This is a genomic window from Cellulomonas sp. PSBB021 (assembly GCF_002240455.1).
Taxonomy (GTDB): domain Bacteria; phylum Actinomycetota; class Actinomycetes; order Actinomycetales; family Cellulomonadaceae; genus Cellulomonas; species Cellulomonas uda.
This window is the reverse complement of record NZ_CP021430.1, coordinates 1094127-1114147: the sequence shown is the minus strand read 5'-3', so window position 1 is coordinate 1114147 and position 20021 is coordinate 1094127. Positions and strand designations below refer to the sequence as shown.

17 protein-coding genes are annotated in these 20021 nt (G+C 72.5%); 13 read left to right on the top strand and 4 right to left on the bottom strand.

Going from position 1 to position 20021, the window contains the following annotated elements; translation table 11 throughout:
* Nucleotides 1-28 precede the first annotated feature (28 nt).
* The 3 genes from CBP52_RS05030 (at nt 29) to CBP52_RS05020 (ending at nt 2684) form a co-directional block, all read left to right on the top strand.
* The gene (locus tag CBP52_RS05030; RefSeq protein WP_094180074.1) at nt 29-457 is read left to right on the top strand and encodes a VOC family protein; all 429 of its coding nucleotides are present in this window, start codon (nt 29-31) and stop codon (nt 455-457) included.
* Between the two features lie 234 nt (nt 458-691).
* Nucleotides 692-1690 carry a TerC family protein gene (locus CBP52_RS05025; protein ID WP_094180073.1) on the top strand — a complete coding sequence of 333 codons (999 nt, stop codon included), beginning with the start codon at nt 692-694 and terminating at the stop codon, nt 1688-1690.
* A gap of 1 nt (nt 1691) precedes the next feature.
* On the top strand, nt 1692-2684 hold the full coding sequence (locus CBP52_RS05020; protein WP_094180072.1) for a TerC family protein: 993 nt from the start codon (nt 1692-1694) through the stop codon (nt 2682-2684).
* Nucleotides 2685-2722: 38 nt separating this feature from the next.
* On the opposite strand, the gene CBP52_RS05015 is transcribed toward CBP52_RS05020, so the two are convergent.
* Complete coding sequence (locus CBP52_RS05015; protein ID WP_094180071.1) at nt 2723-3007, bottom strand: YciI family protein; 285 nt, start codon at nt 3005-3007, stop codon at nt 2723-2725.
* Nucleotides 3008-3097: 90 nt separating this feature from the next.
* Here CBP52_RS05015 and CBP52_RS05010 point away from each other — a divergent pair, with 90 nt between their 5' ends.
* Nucleotides 3098-3913 carry an aldo/keto reductase gene (locus tag CBP52_RS05010; protein WP_094180070.1) on the top strand — a complete coding sequence of 272 codons (816 nt, stop codon included), beginning with the start codon at nt 3098-3100 and terminating at the stop codon, nt 3911-3913.
* A gap of 49 nt (nt 3914-3962) precedes the next feature.
* Nucleotides 3963-5120 (top strand): acyl-CoA dehydrogenase family protein, encoded by a 1158-nt coding sequence (locus CBP52_RS05005; protein WP_094180069.1) that lies wholly within the window; start codon nt 3963-3965, stop codon nt 5118-5120.
* Between the two features lie 23 nt (nt 5121-5143).
* Here the strand turns inward: CBP52_RS05005 and CBP52_RS05000 are convergent, their stop codons facing one another.
* Nucleotides 5144-5857, bottom strand: coding sequence for an MBL fold metallo-hydrolase (locus tag CBP52_RS05000; protein ID WP_094180068.1), 714 nt, complete (start codon nt 5855-5857; stop codon nt 5144-5146).
* Entirely contained in the window at nt 5854-7779 is a 1926-nt protein-coding gene (locus tag CBP52_RS04995) for a glycoside hydrolase family 15 protein (RefSeq protein WP_094182173.1), read from the bottom strand. Before CBP52_RS04995 ends, CBP52_RS05000 begins: the two co-directional genes overlap by 4 nt.
* A 135-nt stretch (nt 7780-7914) precedes the next feature.
* Here CBP52_RS04995 and uvrA point away from each other — a divergent pair, with 135 nt between their 5' ends.
* Nucleotides 7915-10776, top strand: a complete 2862-nt coding sequence (uvrA, locus tag CBP52_RS04990; RefSeq protein WP_094180067.1) for an excinuclease ABC subunit UvrA — start codon at nt 7915-7917, stop codon at nt 10774-10776.
* A 65-nt stretch (nt 10777-10841) separates the two neighbouring features.
* Here the strand turns inward: uvrA and CBP52_RS04985 are convergent, their stop codons facing one another.
* Nucleotides 10842-11345 carry an OsmC family protein gene (locus CBP52_RS04985; RefSeq protein ID WP_094180066.1) on the bottom strand — a complete coding sequence of 168 codons (504 nt, stop codon included), beginning with the start codon at nt 11343-11345 and terminating at the stop codon, nt 10842-10844.
* A 130-nt stretch (nt 11346-11475) separates the two neighbouring features.
* Here CBP52_RS04985 and uvrC point away from each other — a divergent pair, with 130 nt between their 5' ends.
* The 7 genes from uvrC (at nt 11476) to tpiA (ending at nt 19970) form a co-directional block, all read left to right on the top strand.
* The gene (gene uvrC, locus CBP52_RS04980) at nt 11476-13482 is read left to right on the top strand and encodes an excinuclease ABC subunit UvrC (RefSeq protein WP_094180065.1); all 2007 of its coding nucleotides are present in this window, start codon (nt 11476-11478) and stop codon (nt 13480-13482) included.
* Nucleotides 13479-14420 carry an RNase adapter RapZ gene (gene rapZ, locus CBP52_RS04975; protein WP_094180064.1) on the top strand — a complete coding sequence of 314 codons (942 nt, stop codon included), beginning with the start codon at nt 13479-13481 and terminating at the stop codon, nt 14418-14420. Before uvrC ends, rapZ begins: the two co-directional genes overlap by 4 nt.
* A gap of 106 nt (nt 14421-14526) precedes the next feature.
* Entirely contained in the window at nt 14527-15531 is a 1005-nt protein-coding gene (gene yvcK, locus CBP52_RS04970) for a uridine diphosphate-N-acetylglucosamine-binding protein YvcK (protein ID WP_094182172.1), read from the top strand.
* 46 nt (nt 15532-15577) lie between these two features.
* Nucleotides 15578-16558 (top strand): DNA-binding protein WhiA, encoded by a 981-nt coding sequence (whiA, locus tag CBP52_RS04965; RefSeq protein ID WP_094182171.1) that lies wholly within the window; start codon nt 15578-15580, stop codon nt 16556-16558.
* A 289-nt stretch (nt 16559-16847) separates the two neighbouring features.
* Nucleotides 16848-17852: a type I glyceraldehyde-3-phosphate dehydrogenase gene (gene gap / locus CBP52_RS04960; RefSeq protein ID WP_094180063.1), complete on the top strand. Its 1005-nt coding sequence runs from the start codon at nt 16848-16850 to the stop codon at nt 17850-17852.
* A 120-nt stretch (nt 17853-17972) separates the two neighbouring features.
* Nucleotides 17973-19172 (top strand): phosphoglycerate kinase, encoded by a 1200-nt coding sequence (gene pgk, locus CBP52_RS04955; RefSeq protein WP_094180062.1) that lies wholly within the window; start codon nt 17973-17975, stop codon nt 19170-19172.
* 3 nt (nt 19173-19175) lie between these two features.
* The gene (gene tpiA / locus CBP52_RS04950; RefSeq protein WP_094180061.1) at nt 19176-19970 is read left to right on the top strand and encodes a triose-phosphate isomerase; all 795 of its coding nucleotides are present in this window, start codon (nt 19176-19178) and stop codon (nt 19968-19970) included.
* Nucleotides 19971-20021 lie beyond the last annotated feature (51 nt).

Here is a 20021-nt window from a genome sequence, read left to right as displayed (position 1 = left end):
CCCACCCGCAGGACGACGAGGAGTGAGCATGGCAGCACGGATCCAGGTCACGTTCGACGCCGCGAGCCCGCCCACGCTGGGCCGGTTCTGGGCGCAGGTGCTCGGCTACGTGGAGGACGCGCCCCCGCCGCCGTTCTCGACGTGGGACGAGGCGCTCGACGCGATGGGCGTCCCGGTCGAGGAGCGCGACTCCGCGTACGCCGTGGTCGACCCGGACGGAGCCGGCCCGCGCCTGTGGTTCCAGAAGGTCCCCGAGGAGAAGTCGGGCAAGAACCGCGTGCACCTCGACGTGACGGTCCGGCCGGACCTCCCGCGCGAGGAGCGTCCGGACGCAGTGCGTGCCCGGGCGAGCGAGCTCGAGGCGCTCGGCGCGCGGCGGCTGTACGAGAAGGAGGAGCTCGGCAGCTTCTGGGTGACGATGCAGGACCCCGAGGGCAACGAGTTCTGCGTCCAGTAGCGGCCCGACGCGCGCGGCCGTGGACACGTGCGGCGCGTGGGGCATCCGTCACCTACGATGGCGGACGGTGAAGGGGAGTACCCCACAATCGGCCGCGTCGTCATCACGGACGCCGCCGGTCGCAGCCCGGCGATCCGCCGTGGTGGCGACCGACGGAGCCCGGTGCGGTCGGCCCGCATCGCGGGCGGGGGAGACCTTCGGTACTGACGCACAACTCGTACCGGAGGTCTGTCCATGGATGTCTCGAGCCTCGTCTGGCTGCTCACGGCCGCCGGCGTCGTCGGTCTGCTCGTCTTCGACTTCTTCGCGCACGTGCGCACGCCGCACGAGCCGACGTTCCGCGAGTCGGCCTGGTGGTCGTCGGTCTACATCGTCCTCGCGCTGCTGTTCGGCGTGGCGGTCGGCGCGTCCTGGGGCTGGGACCACGGCGCGGAGTACTTCGCGGGGTACGTGACCGAGAAGAGCCTGTCGGTCGACAACCTGTTCGTGTTCCTCATCATCATGACGAGGTTCGCCGTCCCCAGGGCGTTCCAGCAGAAGGTGCTGCTGATCGGTGTGGCGATCGCGCTGGTGCTGCGCACCGTGTTCATCCTCGTGGGCGCGGCGGCGATCGAGCGGTGGTCGTGGGTCTTCTACCTGTTCGGTGCGTTCCTCGTGTACACCGGCGTCAAGCTCGCGCGGGAGGACCACGACGGGTCCGACGAGAAGGAGGTCGGCGACGGGTTCCTCGTGCGGGCGGTGCGTCGCGTCTTCCCGACGACGACGGAGTACGACGGCGACCGGCTCACGACCGTGGTCGACGGCAAGCGGCTGCTCACGCCGATGCTCCTCGTCATGGTCGCGATCGGCTCGACGGACATCCTGTTCGCGCTCGACTCGATCCCCGCGATCTACGGTCTGACCGAGGAGCCGTACATCGTGTTCACCGCGAACGCGTTCGCACTGCTCGGGCTGCGTCAGCTGTACTTCCTGATCGGCGGGCTGCTCGAGCGTCTCGTGTACCTCTCGCAGGGCCTCGCCGTGATCCTCGGCTTCATCGGGGTGAAGCTCCTGCTGCACGCGATGCACACCAACGAGCTGCCGTTCATCAACGGGGGCGAGCACATCGAGTGGGCGCCGGAGATCCCCATCTGGCTCTCGCTCACGGTGATCCTGGGGACCCTCGCGGTCGCGACGGTCGCCAGCCTTCTCAAGACACGCAGCGACCGACGCGTCGCTGCCGGACAGGAGTGACGTGGACGTCTCCCTGCTGGTGTGGGCGGTCTCGCTCGGGATCGTGACCGCCCTGCTGGTCGTCGACGTGGTGATCGTGGGGCGCCGGCCGCACGTGCCGAGCACCGCGGAGTGCCTGCGGCACCTCGGGCTGTACGTCGGCCTCGCGGTGCTGTTCGGGCTCGGAGTGCTCGTCACGTCGGGGGGCCAGTACGCGGGTGAGTTCTACGCGGGCTGGCTCACCGAGTACTCGCTGTCGGTCGACAACCTGTTCGTCTTCATGCTGATCATGGGTCGGTTCGCCGTGCCGCGGCAGTACCAGCAGACGGCGCTGCTCGTCGGGATCGTGCTGGCGCTGGTGTTCCGGACCGTGTTCATCCTGCTCGGGTCGGCGATCGTCAGCTCGTTCAGCTGGGTGTTCTACCTGTTCGGTGCGTTCCTCGTGTGGACGGCGTGGAAGGTCGCACGTGAGGGGTCGGACGACGGCCCCGACGAGTTCCACCCGCCCCTGCTGCTGCGCCTCGTGCAGCGCTGGTTCCCGTCGACCACGCAGTACCACGGCGTGCACCTGACGGTCGTCGAGAACGGGCGGCGCCTCATCACGCCGATGCTGATCGTCCTGGTCGCGCTGGGCGCGACGGACCTGCTGTTCGCGTTCGACTCGATCCCCGCGCTGTTCGGGCTGACGAGCGAGCCGTACCTCATCATGATGGCGAACCTGTTCGCGCTCATGGGGCTGCGCCAGCTGTACTTCCTGCTCGGTGACCTGCTCGCGCGCCTGGTCTACCTGAACTACGGGCTCGCGGTGCTGCTCGGCTTCATCGGCGTGAAGCTCGTGCTCGAGGCGTTGCACGAGAACGAGCTGCCGGTCATCAACGGCGGTGAGCCCGTGGCGTGGGCGCCGGAGATCCCGATCTGGCTGTCGCTGGTCGCGATCGTCGTGATCCTCGGGACGACGGCGGCCGTGAGCCTGGTGAAGTCAGCGCGCGACGCCCGGGCGGCGCTCACGCCCTGAGCGGCACGCGGGGTCGGTGCCGTGCCGGTGCGGCGGGGTCAGGAGGCCCAGGGACCGAGCACGACGTCCCAGCCGCGCACCTCGGTCTCGGCGACGAGGCCCTCGCGCTGGAACGGGTCGTCCGCGAGCATCGCCCGCAGGCGGTCCTCGTCGTCCGCGACGAGGACGAGCAGCGCGCCGGGCGCGCCGTCCGTCCACGGTCCGGAGCCCTTGAGCGCGCCCGCGTCGGCGAGGCCCGCGAGGTAGGCGCGGTGCTCGGGGCGGAAGTGGTCGCGAGCATCGGTGCGCTCGTCGTAGGTGTAGCGGACGGCGAAGGTGGCCATGGCGACATCCTGCCCGAACGCGACGTGGGATGGCGCACACCGACCGGCCACCGGCACGCGTCGGGCCTGGTCGGGTGGCAGAGTGGCGGGATGACGACTCGCGTGACGCTCGCCGACGGCATGCGCATGCCGGTCCTCGGCTTCGGGGTCTACAAGGTGTCCGACGAGGCCGCGCAGCCCGCGGTGGCCGAGGCGCTGACGGCGGGGTACCGGCTCGTCGACACGGCGACGCTGTACCGCAACGAGGCTGCGGTGGGGCGCGCGGTGCGCGCCAGCGGCCTCGACCGGGACGACGTCTTCGTCACGACGAAGCTGTGGAACGACGCGCAGGGCGACCGCGCCGAGGCGGCGTTCGAGGAGTCGGTCGGGCGCCTGGGGCTCGGCGCGCCGGACCTGTACCTGATCCACTGGCCCGCTCCGGCGCGGGAGCAGTACGTGCCGACGTGGCGCACGTTGCTGCGGCTGCGCGACGAGGGCCGCGTGCGGTCGGTGGGCGTCTCGAACTTCCAGCCCGACCACCTGGAGCGCATCGTGCAGGACTCGGGTGAGGTGCCCGTGGTGAACCAGGTCGAGCTGCACCCGTACCTGCAGCAGCGCGAGCTGCGTGCGATGCACTCCCAGCTCGGCATCGTGACGCAGGCGTGGTCGCCGCTGGGCCGGGGCGCCGTCCTGGAGGATCCCGTCCTGCTCGACATCGCGCGTGAGCACGGCGCGAGCGTCGCGCAGGTGGTCCTGCGCTGGCACCTCGACCTGGGCGTCGCGGTCGTCCCGAAGTCGGTGACGCCCGCGCGCATCCGCGAGAACCTCGCCGCGGCGGACCTCGAGCTGACCCCGCGGGACCACGAGCGGATCGCGGCGCTCGACCGCGGTGAGCGCTCCGGCTCCCACCCGGACCTCGTGAGCTGACCCCGCGGCACCCGATCACCGACCGACCCGAGCACGAGACGAGGCGAACATGGCGCGCGAGCTGCGCACGCTCCTCACCGACGACCTGCTGACCCGCGTGCACGAGCGCGCCGCGGCACACGACCGCGAGAACACGTTCCCGCACGACGACCTCGCGGAGCTCGCGGAGGCCGGCTACCTGCGGGCGTTCGTGCCGCAGCGGCTCGGTGGTGCGGGGCTCACCCTCGAGGAGGTCGCGCGCGAGCAGGTCCGGCTCGCCGCCGCGGCGCCCGCGACGGCGCTGGCCGTGAACATGCACCTCGTCGTGACCGGTCTGGCGGCGCAGCTCGTCGAGCGCGGGGACGAGGCATTCGAGTTCGTCCTGCAGGACGCGGCGGACGGTGAGGTGTTCGCGTTCGGCAACTCGGAGGCCGGCAACGACCTGGTGATGTTCGGCTCGCGCACCCGCGCCGAGCGCCAGGCGGACGGGGGCTACCGGTTCTTCGGCACCAAGATCTTCACGTCCCTGTCGCCCGTGTGGACGCGGCTCGCGACGTTCGGTCTCGACGACTCGGACCCGGCCGACCCGCGCCTCGTCCACGGCGTCGTCGGGCGGGAGGGCGTCACGGCCAAGGACGACTGGGACACGCTGGGCATGCGTGCCACGCAGTCGACGACGACCGTGCTGGACGGCGCCTACGCGCCGCCCGGGCGTGTGTACCGCAGCCTGCCCGCCGGGCCGTCCGCCGACTCGTTCATGTTCGCGTTGTTCTCCGTGTTCGAGATCCTGCTCGGCGCGGTCTACACGGGTATCGGGCGTCGCGCGGTCGAGCTCGCGGTCGCGGCCGCGCGTCGTCGGACCTCGCTCAAGAACGGCGGGCGCGCGTACGCGCAGGACCCCGACATCCGGTGGCGCATTGCCGACGCCGCGCTGCTGCAGGACGGCGCCGAGCTGCAGGTGTTCGCGCTCGCGCGCGACGTCGACGAGCGGGTGGACCACGGCGCGCGCTGGTTCGCCCAGCTCGTGGGGCTCAAGGTCCGCGCGACGGAGTCGGCGCGCCAGGTCGTCGAGCTCGCGCTGCGCGCGTCGGGCGGCGGGTCGTACTTCAGCGGCAACGAGCTGGGCAGGCTCTACCGGGACGTGCTCGCGGGGATCTTCCACCCGTCCGACGACGAGTCCGCGCACGCGACGGTGGCCACGTCCGTGCTCGGCCCGCCGGAGGCCTGACGCGCTACGGCACGCGCGCGCCGTCACCAGCCCCGGGCGCGCCACTGCGCGAGGTGCGGACGTTCCGCCCCGAGCGTCGTGTCGCGCCCGTGACCGGGGTACACCCACGTCTCGTCGCCGAACCGGTCGAAGACGCGGGCGACGACGTCGTCGTACAGCGACGTGAAGTCCTGCGGGGTCGTGGTGCGGCCGACCCCACCGGGGAACAGCGAGTCGCCCGTCAGCAGGTGCACCCGGCCGGGCGCCGCGCCCGGGACGTGGGTGTGCTCGGGCTCGCGGTAGGCGAGCGCGACCGACCCGGGCGTGTGGCCGCGCAGCGCGACGACCTCGAGCGTGACGTGCCCGACGACCAGCAGGTCGCCGTCGTGCAGGCGCTGCCCGACCGGCACGCCCGTCGCCTGGGTGATCGCGTCCGCGTCGTCGGCGCCGGCGGCCGTGCGCGCACCCGTCACCGCGACGACCGACGCGAGCGCTCCGACATGGTCGCGGTGCCGGTGCGTCGTGACGACCAGGTCGAGCCGTGCGCTCGCGTCGCCCTCGCGCACCAGCGCGAGCAGGCGGTCCGGGTCGGCGGCGGCGTCGACGAGCAGCTGCGCGCCGTCGCGGCGGCACGTCAGCAGGTAGGCGTTGTTGTCCATCGGCCCGACCGACACCTTGCGGAGCTCGACCTCGTCGAGCACGCGCACCGCGGTCGGGCCGCCGGGCGTCACGTGACCGGTCCAGGGTGCCGTGCTCATGCGGGTCCCTCCGAGGCGCCCGTGGCCAGCCCGACGGCGTGGGCCGCACGCACGAGCGCGAGGTGCGACAGCGCCTGGGGCACGTTGCCGGCCATCCGGCGCCCGACCGGGTCGTACTGCTCGGCGAGGAGACCCACGTCGTTCGTCAGCCCGACGAGCCCGTCCAGCACCTCGGACGCCTCGTCGACCTGCCCCGTGCGGGCGAGCGCCTCCGCGAGCCAGAACGAGCACGCGAGGAACGCGTGCTCGCCGCCGGGCACACCGTCGTCGGTCCGTTCGGTGCGGTAGCGGCGCAGCAGCCCCGGGGCGACCTCCAGCTCGGCGCGCACCGCGGCGAGCGTGCCGAGGACGCGAGGGTCGTCGGGCGGGAGGAAGCCGACCTGGAGGATCTGCAGGAGCGAGGCGTCGGTGTGCGTCGCGCCGTAGTGCTGCACGAACGTCCCGCGGTCCGCGTCCCAGCCGTGGGCCAGCACGTCCGCATGGATCTCCGCACGCGCCGCGCGCCAGCGGTCGACCGGCCCGGACAGGCCGTGCTCCTCGACGGCGCGTACCGCGCGGTCGACCGCGGCCCAGGCCATGACCTTCGAGTGCACGAAGTGCCGGGGGTCGCCGCGCACCTCCCAGATCCCGCGGTCCGGGTCGCGCCAGCGCCGCAGGAGCGCCTCGAGGAGGTGGCGCTGGAGCGACCACGAGTCCGCGGACTCGGTGATCCCGGCACGGCGCGCCTCGTGCAGCGCGCAGATGACCTCGCCCAGCACGTCGTTCTGGACCTGGCCGACCGCGGCGTTGCCGAGCCGCACCGGGCGGGAGCCGGCGTAGCCCGGCAGGTGTCCGAGCTCACGCTCCGGCAGGTCACGCCCGCCGTCGACGCGGTACATGATCTGCAGGTCGGTGGGGTCGCCGGCGACGGCGCGCAGCAGCCAGTCGCGCCACTGGGTCGCCTCGTCGCGGAACCCCTGCTCGAGGAGCGCCTCGAGCGTCATCGCGGCGTCGCGCAGCCAGCAGTAGCGGTAGTCCCAGTTGCGTGCGCCGCCGAAGTCCTCGGGCAGGCTCGTCGTCGCCGCGGCGGCGATGCCGCCCGTCTCGAAGTCGGTGAGGAGCCGCAGCACGAGCAGCGAGCGCACGACGGCCTCGCGGTGCGGCCCCGCGTACCGTGCGCCGCGCGCCCACAGCCCCCACGCGACGCGCGTCGTGTCGACGCGGGTCGCCGCCGCCAGGGGCGGTGGCACCGGCTCCCACGAGCGTGACCACGTGAGGTCGAGCTCGAGCTCCTCGCCCTCCCGCAGCTCGAACGCGTCGCGGTGCCGGTGGTCGTCGGCGTGCGGCAGGCGCGTCCCGCGCAGGACGAGCGCGTCCGGTCCGGCCACCGCGCGGATCCGCGCGTCGGGACCGCCCGTGCGCGTGACCCACGGCTCGATGCCGCCGTAGCCGAAGCGCACCACCCACTCGTGCTCGACGCGCACCGTGCCCCGCGTGCACCGCACGTGCCGCACGAGGTCCGCCCGTCCGTCGGAGATGGGCATCGAGTCGGTGACGACGGCGGTGCCGGTGGGGGAGCGGTACGTCGTCTCGAGGACGAACGAGTCGTCGAGGTAGCGACGCGTGACCTCGTGCGCGTCGGGGACGGTCAGCAGCCAGCGGCCGTTGTCCTCCGTGCCGAGCAGTCGTGCGAAGCACGCCGCCGAGTCGACGTGCGGCAGGCACAGCCAGTCGACCGAGCCGCGGCGGGAGACGAGCGCGGTCGTGCGCCCGTCGCCGACGACCGCGTACTCGGCGACGGGGACGGGGAGGGGCTCGGGTCCGGTGGACGCGATCGACGCGGTGGGGCCCGTGGGCGGATCGGCGGCGACGGTCGGGTCGTCGGTCACCGTCGGTGCGTCGGTCACCGTCGGGTCGTCGGTCGTGGTCGGTTCTGTCGTCATGGTGCGTCCCAGCATGGGGCGATCGGGCACGCTCGGCACGACGACGGCGCCGGGGCGACCGCGGACCGCGCGGCTGCTCTCCAGGAGGATCGAACGGGTGTGCGATTGTCAGCGGTGGAACGTAGACTGCACGCCGTGAACGACCGTCTGGTGGTGCAGGGTGCCCGCGAGCACAACCTCCGCAACGTCGACCTGGACCTGCCCCGGGACCAGCTGATCGTCTTCACCGGCCTGTCCGGGTCGGGGAAGTCGTCGCTGGCCTTCGACACGATCTTCGCCGAGGGGCAGCGGCGGTACGTGGAGTCGCTCTCGGCGTACGCGCGCCAGTTCCTCGGGCAGATGGACAAGCCCGACGTCGACTTCATCGAGGGGCTGTCGCCCGCCGTCTCGATCGACCAGAAGTCGACGAACCGCAACCCTCGCTCGACGGTCGGCACGATCACCGAGGTGTACGACTACCTGCGCCTGCTGTTCGCGCGCGCCGGGACGCAGTACTGCCCCGTCTGCGGCGAGCGCGTCACCGCGCAGACGCCGCAGCAGATCGTCGACCGGCTGCTCGAGCTGCCCGAGGGCACGCGGTACCAGGTGCTCGCGCCCGTCGTCCGCGGCCGCAAGGGCGAGTACACGGACCTGTTCGGAGAGCTGCAGGCGAAGGGCTTCTCGCGCGCGCGCGTCGACGGGGAGGTCGTGCAGCTCACGGCGCCGCCGACGCTCGAGAAGAAGCTCAAGCACGACATCGAGGTCGTGGTCGACCGGCTGGTCGCGCGCGAGGGCGTGCAGCGCCGCCTCACCGACTCGGTGGAGACCGCTCTCGGGCTGTCCGGCGGGCTGCTCGTGATCGACCTGGTGGACCGCGACGCCGAGGACCCGGACAAGGAGCGCCGGTTCTCCGAGCAGCGGGCGTGCCCGAACGACCACGTGCTCACGCTCGAGGAGGTCGAGCCGCGCACGTTCTCGTTCAACGCGCCGTACGGGGCGTGCCCGGAGTGCACCGGCATCGGCTCGCGTCTCGAGGTCGACCCGGAGCTCGTCGTGCCCGACGAGGAGCTGAGCCTCGCGCAGGGCGCGGTCGCCCCGTGGGCGCAGACCTCCTCGGAGTACTTCGAGCGCGTCATGTCGGCTCTCGCCGACGAGATGGGCTTCGCCATGGACGTGCCGTGGCGCGCGCTGCCGCAGCGCGCGAAGGACGCGATCCTGCACGGCCGCAACCACAAGGTGCAGGTCCGGTACCGCAACCGGTGGGGTCGCGAGCGCCAGTACTCCACCGGGTTCGAGGGCGTGATCACGTTCCTCGAGCGCCGGCACGCCGAGACCGAGTCGGAGTGGAGCAAGGACAAGTACGAGGGCTTCATGCGTGAGGTCCCGTGCCCGACGTGCCAGGGCCAGCGGCTCAAGCCCGAGGTGCTCGCCGTCAAGGTCGGCGGGCGGTCGATCGCGGAGGTCTGCGAGCTGCCGATCCGGGAGGCACGCGACTTCCTCGACACCCTCGAGCTCGGCGAGCGCGAGCGGCAGATCGCGGCGCAGGTGCTCAAGGAGATCCAGGCGCGCCTGGGCTTCTTGCTCGACGTGGGCCTGGACTACCTGTCGCTGATGCGCCCGGCGGCGACGCTCTCGGGCGGTGAGGCCCAGCGCATCCGGCTCGCGACGCAGATCGGCTCCGGCCTGGTGGGCGTCCTCTACGTGCTCGACGAGCCCTCGATCGGCCTGCACCAGCGGGACAACCGACGCCTGATCGACACGCTCACGCGTCTGCGCGACCTGGGCAACACGCTCATCGTCGTCGAGCACGACGAGGACACCATCCGGATGGCCGACTGGATCGTGGACATCGGCCCGGGCGCGGGAGAGCACGGTGGTCGCGTCGTGCACTCGGGCGACCTCGCGGGGCTGCTCGCGTCGAACGAGTCGGTGACCGGCGCGTACCTGTCGGGACGTCGGCAGATCCCGATGCCGGCCGACCGGCGCCCGGTCGACCGGTCGCGGCTCGTGACCGTGCAGGGCGCGCGGGAGCACAACCTGCGCGGGATCGACGTGTCGTTCCCGCTGGGGGTCCTGACGGCCGTCACGGGCGTGTCGGGCTCCGGCAAGTCGACGCTCGTGAACTCGATCCTGTACACGGTGATGGCGAACGAGCTCAACGGCGCGCGCCAGGTCGCCGGCCGGCACAAGCGCGTCACGGGGCTCGACCAGCTCGACAAGGTCGTGCACGTCGACCAGGGCCCGATCGGCCGCACGCCGCGCTCGAACCCCGCGACGTACACGGGCGTGTGGGACAACATCCGCAAGCTGTTCGCGGAGACGACCGAGGCGAAGGTCCGCGGCTACACGCCGGGGCGGTTCTCGTTCAACGTGAAGGGCGGGCGCTGCGAGGCGTGCTCGGGCGACGGCACGCTCAAGATCGAGATGAACTTCCTGCCCGACGTGTACGTCCCGTGCGAGGTCTGCCACGGCGCGCGGTACAACCGCGAGACGCTCGAGGTGCACTTCAAGGGCAAGACGGTCGCGGACGTGCTCGACATGCCGATCGAGGAGGCCGCCGAGTTCTTCAGCGCGGTCCCCGCGATCAGCCGGCACCTGCGGACGCTCGTCGACGTCGGTCTGGGGTACGTGCGCCTGGGCCAGCCCGCGCCGACGCTGTCGGGCGGTGAGGCGCAGCGCGTCAAGCTCGCCTCCGAGCTCCAGCGGCGCTCGACGGGCCGCACCGCGTACGTGCTCGACGAGCCCACCACCGGACTGCACTTCGAGGACATCCGCAAGCTGCTCGGGGTGCTGCAGTCGCTCGTCGACAAGGGCAACACCGTGATCGTCATCGAGCACAACCTCGACGTCATCAAGAACGCCGACTGGGTGATCGACATGGGTCCCGAGGGGGGCTCGGGCGGTGGCACGGTCGTCGCGGAGGGGACGCCCGAGCACGTCGCGGGAGTGTCCGCGAGCCACACGGGCCGTTTCCTCGCCGAGGTGCTGGACCTCGAGCCCGCGGCGGTCTCGGCCTGAGCGTGCGCACGGCCCGCGCCGGCCGCCGCGCCGCACGCGTGGGTGCAGTCCTGCCGGTGGGCTCCTCAGACCCGCTCGAACGCCACCGGCACGGGCTCGTGCCGCACGGTGAAGTTGACCGAGCGCGCGACGAAGCAGTGTTCGTGAGCGCGGTGGTGCAGGTCGGCCAGGACGCCGTCGGTCACAGGCTGCCCGTCGGCCAGCACCCGGGTGCGGACGACCACGCGCGGGCGCAGGACGACCTCGGTGAACTGCCCGTGCCCGGCCGCCTCGATCCGCATCGTCCCGGACGCGGCGTCCGCGTAGCCGACGACGACCACGCCCGCGGCCGCCGCGAGGTGCAGGAACCAGAGCATGTGGCACTGCGCGAGCGCGCCCACGACGAGGTCCTCCGGCGACCACCGCGACGGGTCTCCCCGGAAGCCCGGGTCCGAGGTGCCCGGCAGGGGCAGCTTGTCGCCCGACGTGAGCTCGTGGTCGCGACCGTACGACGTGTACGTCGACGTCCCCGCCTCGCCCGCTCCGGTCCAGGTCAGGTCCACCGAGTAGGAGTGCAGCAGCTGCGCCATGTCGACACGCTAGCGGCACCCGGTGCCGGGCGCGGGCCGTGCCGTCGTCCGGCGTGGCGGCCGGCCGGTCGAGCCCTCGACGACCCGGGGCACCGCGGGGTGTGTCCGCGGTGCGAACTAGGCTCGGACCATGGCTGATCCCGCGACCTACCGACCGGCGCCGGGGGAGATCCCCGACTCGCCCGGCGTGTACCGGTTCCGCGACGGTGACGGCCGCGTCATCTACGTCGGCAAGGCCAAGAGCCTGCGGCAGCGGCTCAACAGCTACTTCCAGGACGTGGCGGGGCTGCACCCGCGCACGCAGACGATGGTGACCACGGCGGCGTCGGTGCAGTGGACGGTCGTGGGCACCGAGGTCGAGGCGCTCGCGCTCGAGTACTCGTGGATCAAGGAGTTCGACCCGCGGTTCAACGTGAAGTACCGCGACGACAAGTCGTACCCCTACCTGGCGGTCACGCTCGCGGACGAGTTCCCGCGCGTGCAGGTGATGCGCGGCGCCAAGCGCAAGGGGACGCGGTACTTCGGCCCCTACGCGCACGCGTGGGCGATCCGCGAGACGGTCGACCTGCTGCTGCGCGTGTTCCCCGTGCGCACCTGCTCGGCGGGCGTGTTCAAGCGCGCGCACCAGCAGGGACGCCCGTGCCTCCTCGGCTACATCGACAAGTGCTCCGCCCCGTGCGTGGGACGGATCTCGCCCGAGGACCACCACCGGCTCGCGCAGGACTTCTGCGACTTCATGGCCGGGGACACCACCCGGTTCGAGAAGCGGCTGACGCGCCGCATGCAGGAGGCGGCCGCGGAGCTGGACTACGAGCGCGCCGCACGTCTGCGCGACGACATCCAGACGCTGCGCCGCGCGACGGAGCGCAACGCCGTGGTGCTCCCGGACGGCACCGAGGCGGACGTGTTCGGCCTCGCGGGCGACGACCTCGAGGCCGCGGTGCAGGTGTTCCACGTGCGCGACGGTCGGATCCGGGGCCAGCGTGGCTGGGTCGTCGAGAAGGTCGAGGACGTCGACGACGCGGGCCTGGTGGAGCACCTGCTGCAGCAGGTCTACGGCACGGACGAGGCGGACGGCACCGCGGTCCCGCGCGAGGTGCTGGTGCCGGTGCTGCCGACCGACGTCGACCAGGTCGAGTCGTGGCTCACGGGGCTGCGCGGCTCGCGGGTACGGGTCCGTGTGCCCCAGCGCGGGGACAAGCGCGAGCTGGCGGCGACGGTGCACCGCAACGCCGAGCACGCGCTGAACCTGCACCGCACCCGGCGTGCGGGCGACCTGACGTCGCGCAGCCAGGCGCTGCGCGAGATCCAGGAGGCGCTGGGCCTGGACACCGCGCCGCTGCGGATCGAGTGCTACGACGTCTCGCACAACCAGGGGACGTACCAGTCGGCGTCGATGGTCGTGTTCGAGGACGGCCTCGCCCGCAAGAGCGAGTACCGCCTGTTCTCGGTGCGTGGACGGCACGGCGAGGGCGCGGCCGACGACACCGAGGCCATGCACGAGGTGATCACGCGCCGGTTCCGCCGCTACCTGGCGGAGCGCTCCGAGTCGGGCGACGTCGAGCTCGGTGACGCGGACGCGCAGGACGGTGAGCGGTTGGTCTCGGGCCCGATCGACGAGACGACGGGGCGGCCGCGTCGGTTCGCGTACCCGCCGAACCTCGTCGTCGTCGACGGCGGCCCTCCGCAGGTCGCCGCGGCCGCGCGGGCGCTCGAGGAGCTCGGGATCGACGACGTGGCGCTGTGCGGCCTCGCGAAGCGGCTCGAGGAGGTGTGGGTGCCGGGCGACGACTACCCGGTGATCCTGCAGCGCAGCTCGGAGGGCCTCTACCTGCTGCAGCGCGTGCGCGACGAGGCGCACCGGTTCGCGATCACGGCGCACCGCAAGCGACGCAGCAAGGGCATGACGGTGTCGGTGCTCGACGACGTCCCCGGGCTGGGGCCGGCGCGGCAGAAGGCGCTGCTGCGGCACTTCGGCTCGGTCAAGCGCCTGCGGGCGGCGAGCGTCGAGGAGATCGCCTCGGTCCCCGGCATGGGGGAGCGGACGGCCGCCGCGGTCGTCGCCGCGCTCGCGCCGGACGACACCGCCGCGCCCACCGAGGCTCTCGCCCCGTCCGCTGGCATGCTGGGGACATGACCGAGCCCTCGCCCATCACGGTCCCGGCCGGGATCCCGGCGATCGACGCCGCGACCGAGCACCCCCGGCTCCACCAGCCCCAGGTGCTCGTCATCACGGGCATGTCGGGTGCGGGGCGCACGCGGGCGGCCGCGGTGCTCGAGGACCTCGACTGGTACGTCGTCGACAACCTGCCCGCGCAGATGCTCACGCACCTCGTCGGGATGCTCACCAGCGGCCCGCCCGAGACGCGCGCCCACCGCGTCGCCGCGGTCATCGACGTGCGCGGGCGCGGGTTCTTCGACGACCTCGCCGAGGTCCTCGGCGGGTTGCGCGCGGCGGGTGTCGAGTACCGGATCCTGTTCCTCGACGCGTCGGACGAGGTGCTCGTGCGCCGCTACGAGCAGGTGCGCCGGCCGCACCCGCTGCAGGGCACGGGCACGCTGCTCGACGGGATCCGCGAGGAGCGCGCGGTGCTGTCGGACATCCGCGAGCGCGCGGACAACGTGATCGACACGTCCGAGCTCAACGTGCACGACCTCGCACGGCAGGTCCGATCGCTCGTCGCGGGGGACGCGGACGACCACCTGCGCGTCAACGTGACGTCGTTCGGGTTCAAGTACGGCATCCCGCTCGACGCCGACCACGTCGTCGACGTGCGGTTCCTCGCGAACCCGTACTGGGTGACGGAGCTGCGGCATCTCACGGGGCGCGACGGCCCGGTGCGCGACTACGTGCTGGGGCTGCCGGGGGCGACGCAGTTCGTCGACCGGTACGTCGACGCGCTCGAGCCGGTGCTGGCCGGCTACCTCAACGAGGAGAAGCGCTACGTGACCATCGCGGTCGGCTGCACGGGCGGCAAGCACCGGTCGGTCGCGATCAGCGAGGCCATCGCCGCGCGGCTGCGTGACGCGGGGCACCGTGTCACGGTCGCCGCGCGTGACCTGGGCAAGGAGTGAACGGGTCGGTCACCCGGGCCGGGCGCCCGACCACGGGAGGACGACGAGGCCGCGGGGCGGTCCGGTGAGCGCCGAGGTCCGCGGGGCGCCCACACCGGCGAGCGGCGTGGGGCCGGTCCCGGGCGCCCGCTCGTCGCACCACGGGCCCGCGGTGGTGGCGTGCGGCGGCGGGCACGGCGTCTCGGCGACGCTCTCGGCGCTGCGGCTGATGACGGACCAGATCACCGCGGTCGTGACGGTGGCGGACGACGGGGGCTCGTCCGGTCGGCTGCGCGACGAGCTCGCGGTGCTGCCGCCGGGCGACCTGCGGATGGCGCTGGCGGCGCTGTGCGACGACTCCGACTGGGGCCGCACGTGGCGTGACGTGCTGCAGCACCGGTTCGCGACGGACGGCCCGCTCGACCAGCACGCGCTCGGCAACCTGCTGATCGTGACGCTGTGGGAGCTGCTCGGGGACCCGGTCGCGGGTCTGGACTGGGTGGGCAGGCTCCTGGGTGCGCGCGGGCGGGTGCTGCCGATGACCGAGGTGCCGCTGCTCATCGAGGCGGACGTGCGTCGACCGTCCGGTGTGCTCGAGACGGTGCGGGGCCAGAGCGCGGTGGCCCGCACGACGGATCCGATCGTGCACGTGCGCCTGGTGCCGTCGGACCCGCCCGCGTGCCCGCAGGCGGTCGAGGCGGTCGAGCGTGCGCAGTGGGTCGTGCTGGGGCCCGGCTCCTGGTACACGTCCGTGCTGCCGCACCTGCTCGTGCCCGACCTGCGGGCCGCGCTGCACCGCTCGCCCGCCCGGGTCGTCGTCGTGCTGAACCTCTCACCGGAGGAGCACGGCGAGACGGCGGGCCTGCGCGCGGAGGACTACCTGTCGGTGCTGCACGACCACGCGCCCGAGCTCGCGGTCGACGCGGTCATCGCCGACCCGCGTGCGGTCGAGGACGTGTCCCACCTCGCGGCGCACTGCGAGGCTCGTGACGCTCGTCTCCTGCTGCGGCAGGTGGGCCGGTCGGACGGCACGGCCCGGCACGACCCGTTGCGGCTGGCCGCGGCACTGCGTGACGTGGTCGAGGGCGTGCTCGGCGACGTGCACACGGGAGCGGGCCGTCCGCGACGGTGACGTCAACCGTCCACCGGCGCCCCGCGCAACTGGCAGGATGACGCCCATGGCGTTGACGGCACAGGTGAAGGACGAGCTCGCCCGACTCCAGGTGGACAAGACCTCCTGCCGCAAGGCCGAGGTCGCCGCGACCCTCAGGTTCGCGGGCGGCCTGCACATCATCTCGGGCCGGATCGTCATCGAGGCCGAGCTCGACACCGCGATCGCCGCACGCCGGCTCCGCCAGGCCGTCTCGGAGGTCTACGGCCACGAGAGCGAGATCATCGTCGTGTCCGGCGGTGGTCTGCGCCGCGGGAGCCACTACGTGGTGCGGGTCGTCAAGGACGGCGAGTCGCTCGCACGCCAGACGGGGCTGCTCGACAACCGGGGCCGTCCGGTGCGCGGCCTGCCCCCGCAGGTCGTCGCGGGCGGGATCGCGGAGGCCGAGGCGGCGTGGCGCGGTGCGTTCCTCGCGCACGGCTCGCTCACCGAGCCGGGGCGGTCGTCGTCGCTCGAGGTCACGTGCCCGGGGCCCGAGGCGGCGCTCGCGCTCGTCGGCGCGGCACGGCGCATGAACATCCCCGCCAAGGCGCGCGAGGTGCGCGGCGTCGACCGCGTGGTGATCCGCGACGGCGACGCGATCGGGGCGATGCTCACCCGGATCGGCGCGCACGAGGCGATGCTCGTGTGGGAGGAGCGGCGCGTGCGCCGCGAGGTGCGGGGGACCGCGAACCGGCTCGCGAACTTCGACGACGCGAACCTGCGTCGGTCGGCCCGGGCCGCGGTCGCGGCCGGGGCGCGCGTCGAGCGCGCGTTCGAGATCCTGGCCGAGGACCTGCCGGAGCACCTGCGGGAGGCGGGTCAGCTGCGGCTCGCGCACAAGGACGCGTCGCTCGAGGAGCTGGGCAAGCTGGCCGACCCGCCGCTCACGAAGGACGCGGTCGCCGGTCGGATCCGGCGGCTGCTCGCGACGGCCGACAAGCGGGCCGCCGAGCTCGGCATCCCGGACACCGAGGCGGGTCTGTCGCCCGACCTGCTCGACCTCTGAGCGGAGCCGGCAGCGCGTCCGCGCGGCGCCCGTCCGCGCAGGTCGCGGCGGATCCCAGCACGTGGACAGCGGGCCGGTCTGGGACCTTCGCTGCGTGCTCCTCGGGCCCGGGGGTATAGGCTCGGGACATCCGATCGTCACACGGTCGTCACGCGCTGGGCATGAACCGGTCTGGTCAAGACCTTCGCCCGGTATCGCGGCGGTCGCGGGCGTGAGGCACGCACATCGGCGTGCGGGAACCCACCACCACATTGTGCGCCGACCCCGTCGGCGCTGCCGAGGAGGGCACGTGACCATCAAGGTCGGCATCAACGGCTTCGGCCGCATCGGTCGGAACTTCTACCGGGCCATCATCGCGTCCGGCGCGGACATCGAGATCGTGGGTGTCAACGACCTCACGGACAACAAGACGCTCGCGCACCTGCTGAAGTACGACACGGTGCTCGGCCGCTTCCCCCTGAGCGTGGACTTCGACGACGACAACATCATCGTCGACGGCAAGAAGATCCGTGCGCTCGCCGAGCGCAACCCCGCCGACCTCCCCTGGGGCGAGCTGGGTGCGGACATCGTCATCGAGTCGACGGGCTTCTTCACCGACGCGACCAAGGCCAAGGCGCACATCGACGCCGGCGCCAAGAAGGTCATCATCTCGGCTCCCGCCAAGAACGAGGACGGCACGTTCGTCGTCGGCGTGAACCACGAGCTGTACGACCCGGCGACGCAGCACATCATCTCGAACGCGTCGTGCACGACGAACTGCCTCGCCCCGCTGGCGAAGGCGCTCAACGACTCGATCGGCATCGAGCGTGGCCTCATGACCACGATCCACGCCTACACGGGTGACCAGAACCTGCAGGACGGCCCGCACCGCGACCTGCGTCGCGCCCGCGCCGCCGCGCAGAACATCGTCCCGACCTCGACCGGTGCGGCCAAGGCCGTCGCCCTCGTGCTCCCGGAGCTCAAGGGCAAGCTCGACGGCTACGCGCTGCGCGTGCCGACGATCACCGGCTCGGCCACGGACCTGACCTTCACCGCCTCGCGCGAGGTCACGGTCGAGGAGGTCAACGCCGCGGTCAAGGCCGCCGCCGAGGGCCCCCTCAAGGGCGTACTGTCCTACGTCGAGGACGAGATCGTCTCGAGCGACATCGTCACCGACCCGCACCAGAGCATCTTCGACTCGAAGCTCACCAAGGTGTCGGGCGACCTGGTCAAGGTCGTCTCCTGGTACGACAACGAGTGGGGCTACTCCAACTCGCTCGTCGCGCTGACGTCGTACGTGGGCGAGCGTCTCTGACGCCCCTGCGGCACCCGTAGCACCACAGCACATGCGTCCGCGTGCGCCCCGGCCACGGCCTCGGCGCACGCGGACGCTGTCGTTGTGACCCCTGTCCACCCGGTACCCCTGGTAGGAGCCATGAAGACCATCGAGGACCTCGGCGACCTGCGCGGCAAGCGCGTGCTCGTCCGTTCCGACTTCAACGTGCCGCTCGACGGCACGACCATCACCGACGACGGCCGCATCCGGGCCGCGCTGCCCACGCTGACGGCGCTGCTCGACGCCGGTGCGCGCGTCGTCGTGACCGCGCACCTGGGCCGCCCGAAGGGCGCGCCCGAGGCCAAGTACTCGCTCGCGCCCGTCGCGGCGCGCCTCGGCGAGCTGCTCGGCAAGCCCGTCGCCCTCGCCGAGGACACCGTCGGCGAGTCCGCCCGGGCGACCGTCGCGGCGCTGCAGGACGGCGAGATCGCCCTGCTCGAGAACATCCGCTTCGACCCGCGCGAGACGAGCAAGGACGACGCGGAGCGCGCGGCGCTCGCCGACGACCTCGCCGCCCTGGCCGACGCGTTCGTCTCGGACGGCTTCGGCGTGGTGCACCGCAAGCAGGCGTCGGTGTACGACGTCGCGCTCAAGCTGCCGCACGCGGTTGGCAAGCTCGTGCTCAACGAGGTCTCGTCGCTGCGCAAGGCGACCGACGACCCGGCGCGCCCCTACGTCGTCGTGCTCGGCGGCTCGAAGGTGTCGGACAAGCTCGGCGTCATCTCGAACCTGCTCGGCAAGGCCGACCGCCTCGTGATCGGTGGCGGCATGCTGTTCACGTTCCTCGCGGCCAAGGGCTACTCGGTGGGGTCGTCGCTGCTCGAGGCCGACCAGATCGACACGGTCAAGGGCTACCTCGCGCAGGCCGAGAAGGACGGCGTCGAGATCGTCCTGCCGGTCGACATCCGCGTGGGCGACTCGTTCGCCGCGGACACCCCGGTCGCGGTCGTCCCGGCGGACCAGATCCCCGACGGCAAGATCGGCCTCGACATCGGCCCCGAGTCGGAGAAGCTGTTCGCGTCGAAGATCGTCGACGCCAAGACGGTCGTCTGGAACGGCCCTGCGGGCGTGTTCGAGTTCGAGGCGTTCGCCGGCGGCACCAAGGCCGTCGCACAGGCGCTCATCGACGCCGGCACGGCAGGCGCGTTCACCATCGTCGGCGGCGGCGACTCGGCCGCGGCCGTGCGCACGCTCGGCTTCGACGAGTCCGGGTTCGGCCACATCTCCACCGGTGGCGGCGCGAGCCTGGAGTTCCTGGAGGGCAAGACCCTCCCCGGCATCGCCGTCCTGGAGGACTGACGCATGGCTCAGCGCACCCCGCTCATGGCGGGCAACTGGAAGATGAACCTGGACCACCACGAGGCGGTCCACACGCTCCAGAAGCTCGCGTGGACGCTCAAGGACGGCAAGCACGACTACGCCACGGTCGAGGTCGCGGTCATCCCGCCGTTCACCGACCTGCGCAGCGTGCAGACGCTCGTCGACGCGGACAAGCTCGAGATCGTGTACGGCGCGCAGGACGTGTCGGCGCACACCTCGGGCGCGTACACGGGCGAGATCGCGCCCGCGTTCCTCACGAAGCTGGGCGTCACCTACGCGGTGATCGGCCACTCGGAGCGTCGCGAGTACCACGCGGAGGACGACGCGCTCGTCAACGCGAAGGTCAAGAACGCCCTGGCCGGCGGCCTCAAGCCGATCCTGTGCGTCGGCGAGAAGCTCGAGTCGCGCAAGGCCGGTGAGCACGTCCAGGTGACGCTCGCGCAGCTCGACGGCGGTCTCGAGGGTCTGACCGCCGAGCAGGTGCGCGAGGTCGTCGTGGCGTACGAGCCCGTCTGGGCCATCGGCACCGGCGAGACCGCGACCCCCGAGGACGCGCAGGAGCTGGCCGGGGCGATCCGCCGGCGGGTCGCCGAGCTGTACGACGCGGAGACGGCCGAGGCCGTCCGCGTGCTCTACGGCGGTTCGGTGAAGTCGTCGAACGTCGCCTCGATCATGGCGAAGCCGGACGTCGACGGCGCGCTCGTCGGTGGTGCGAGCCTCGACCCGGAGGAGTTCGCGAAGATCGTGCGCTACCAGTCCCACGCGGTCGGTCTCTGACCTGACCCGCACGACGCCCCGGTGCAGCCGTCTCACGGACGCGCGCACCGG

What these genes read in the sequence shown, in the direction of transcription:
- CBP52_RS04995 (WP_094182173.1), bottom strand. Translation starts at nt 7,779, where the DNA reads ATGACGACAGAACCGACCACGACCGACGACCCGACGGTGACCGACGCA.
- CBP52_RS05015 (WP_094180071.1), bottom strand. Translation starts at nt 3,007, where the DNA reads ATGGCCACCTTCGCCGTCCGCTACACCTACGACGAGCGCACCGATGCT.
- whiA (WP_094182171.1), top strand. Translation starts at nt 15,578, where the DNA reads ATGGCGTTGACGGCACAGGTGAAGGACGAGCTCGCCCGACTCCAGGTG.
- rapZ (WP_094180064.1), top strand. Translation starts at nt 13,479, where the DNA reads ATGACCGAGCCCTCGCCCATCACGGTCCCGGCCGGGATCCCGGCGATC.
- CBP52_RS05025 (WP_094180073.1), top strand. Translation starts at nt 692, where the DNA reads ATGGATGTCTCGAGCCTCGTCTGGCTGCTCACGGCCGCCGGCGTCGTC.
- CBP52_RS05010 (WP_094180070.1), top strand. Translation starts at nt 3,098, where the DNA reads ATGACGACTCGCGTGACGCTCGCCGACGGCATGCGCATGCCGGTCCTC.
- CBP52_RS05000 (WP_094180068.1), bottom strand. Translation starts at nt 5,857, where the DNA reads ATGAGCACGGCACCCTGGACCGGTCACGTGACGCCCGGCGGCCCGACC.
- CBP52_RS04985 (WP_094180066.1), bottom strand. Translation starts at nt 11,345, where the DNA reads ATGGCGCAGCTGCTGCACTCCTACTCGGTGGACCTGACCTGGACCGGA.
- pgk (WP_094180062.1), top strand. Translation starts at nt 17,973, where the DNA reads ATGAAGACCATCGAGGACCTCGGCGACCTGCGCGGCAAGCGCGTGCTC.
- uvrC (WP_094180065.1), top strand. Translation starts at nt 11,476, where the DNA reads ATGGCTGATCCCGCGACCTACCGACCGGCGCCGGGGGAGATCCCCGAC.
- tpiA (WP_094180061.1), top strand. Translation starts at nt 19,176, where the DNA reads ATGGCTCAGCGCACCCCGCTCATGGCGGGCAACTGGAAGATGAACCTG.
- CBP52_RS05030 (WP_094180074.1), top strand. Translation starts at nt 29, where the DNA reads ATGGCAGCACGGATCCAGGTCACGTTCGACGCCGCGAGCCCGCCCACG.
- CBP52_RS05005 (WP_094180069.1), top strand. Translation starts at nt 3,963, where the DNA reads ATGGCGCGCGAGCTGCGCACGCTCCTCACCGACGACCTGCTGACCCGC.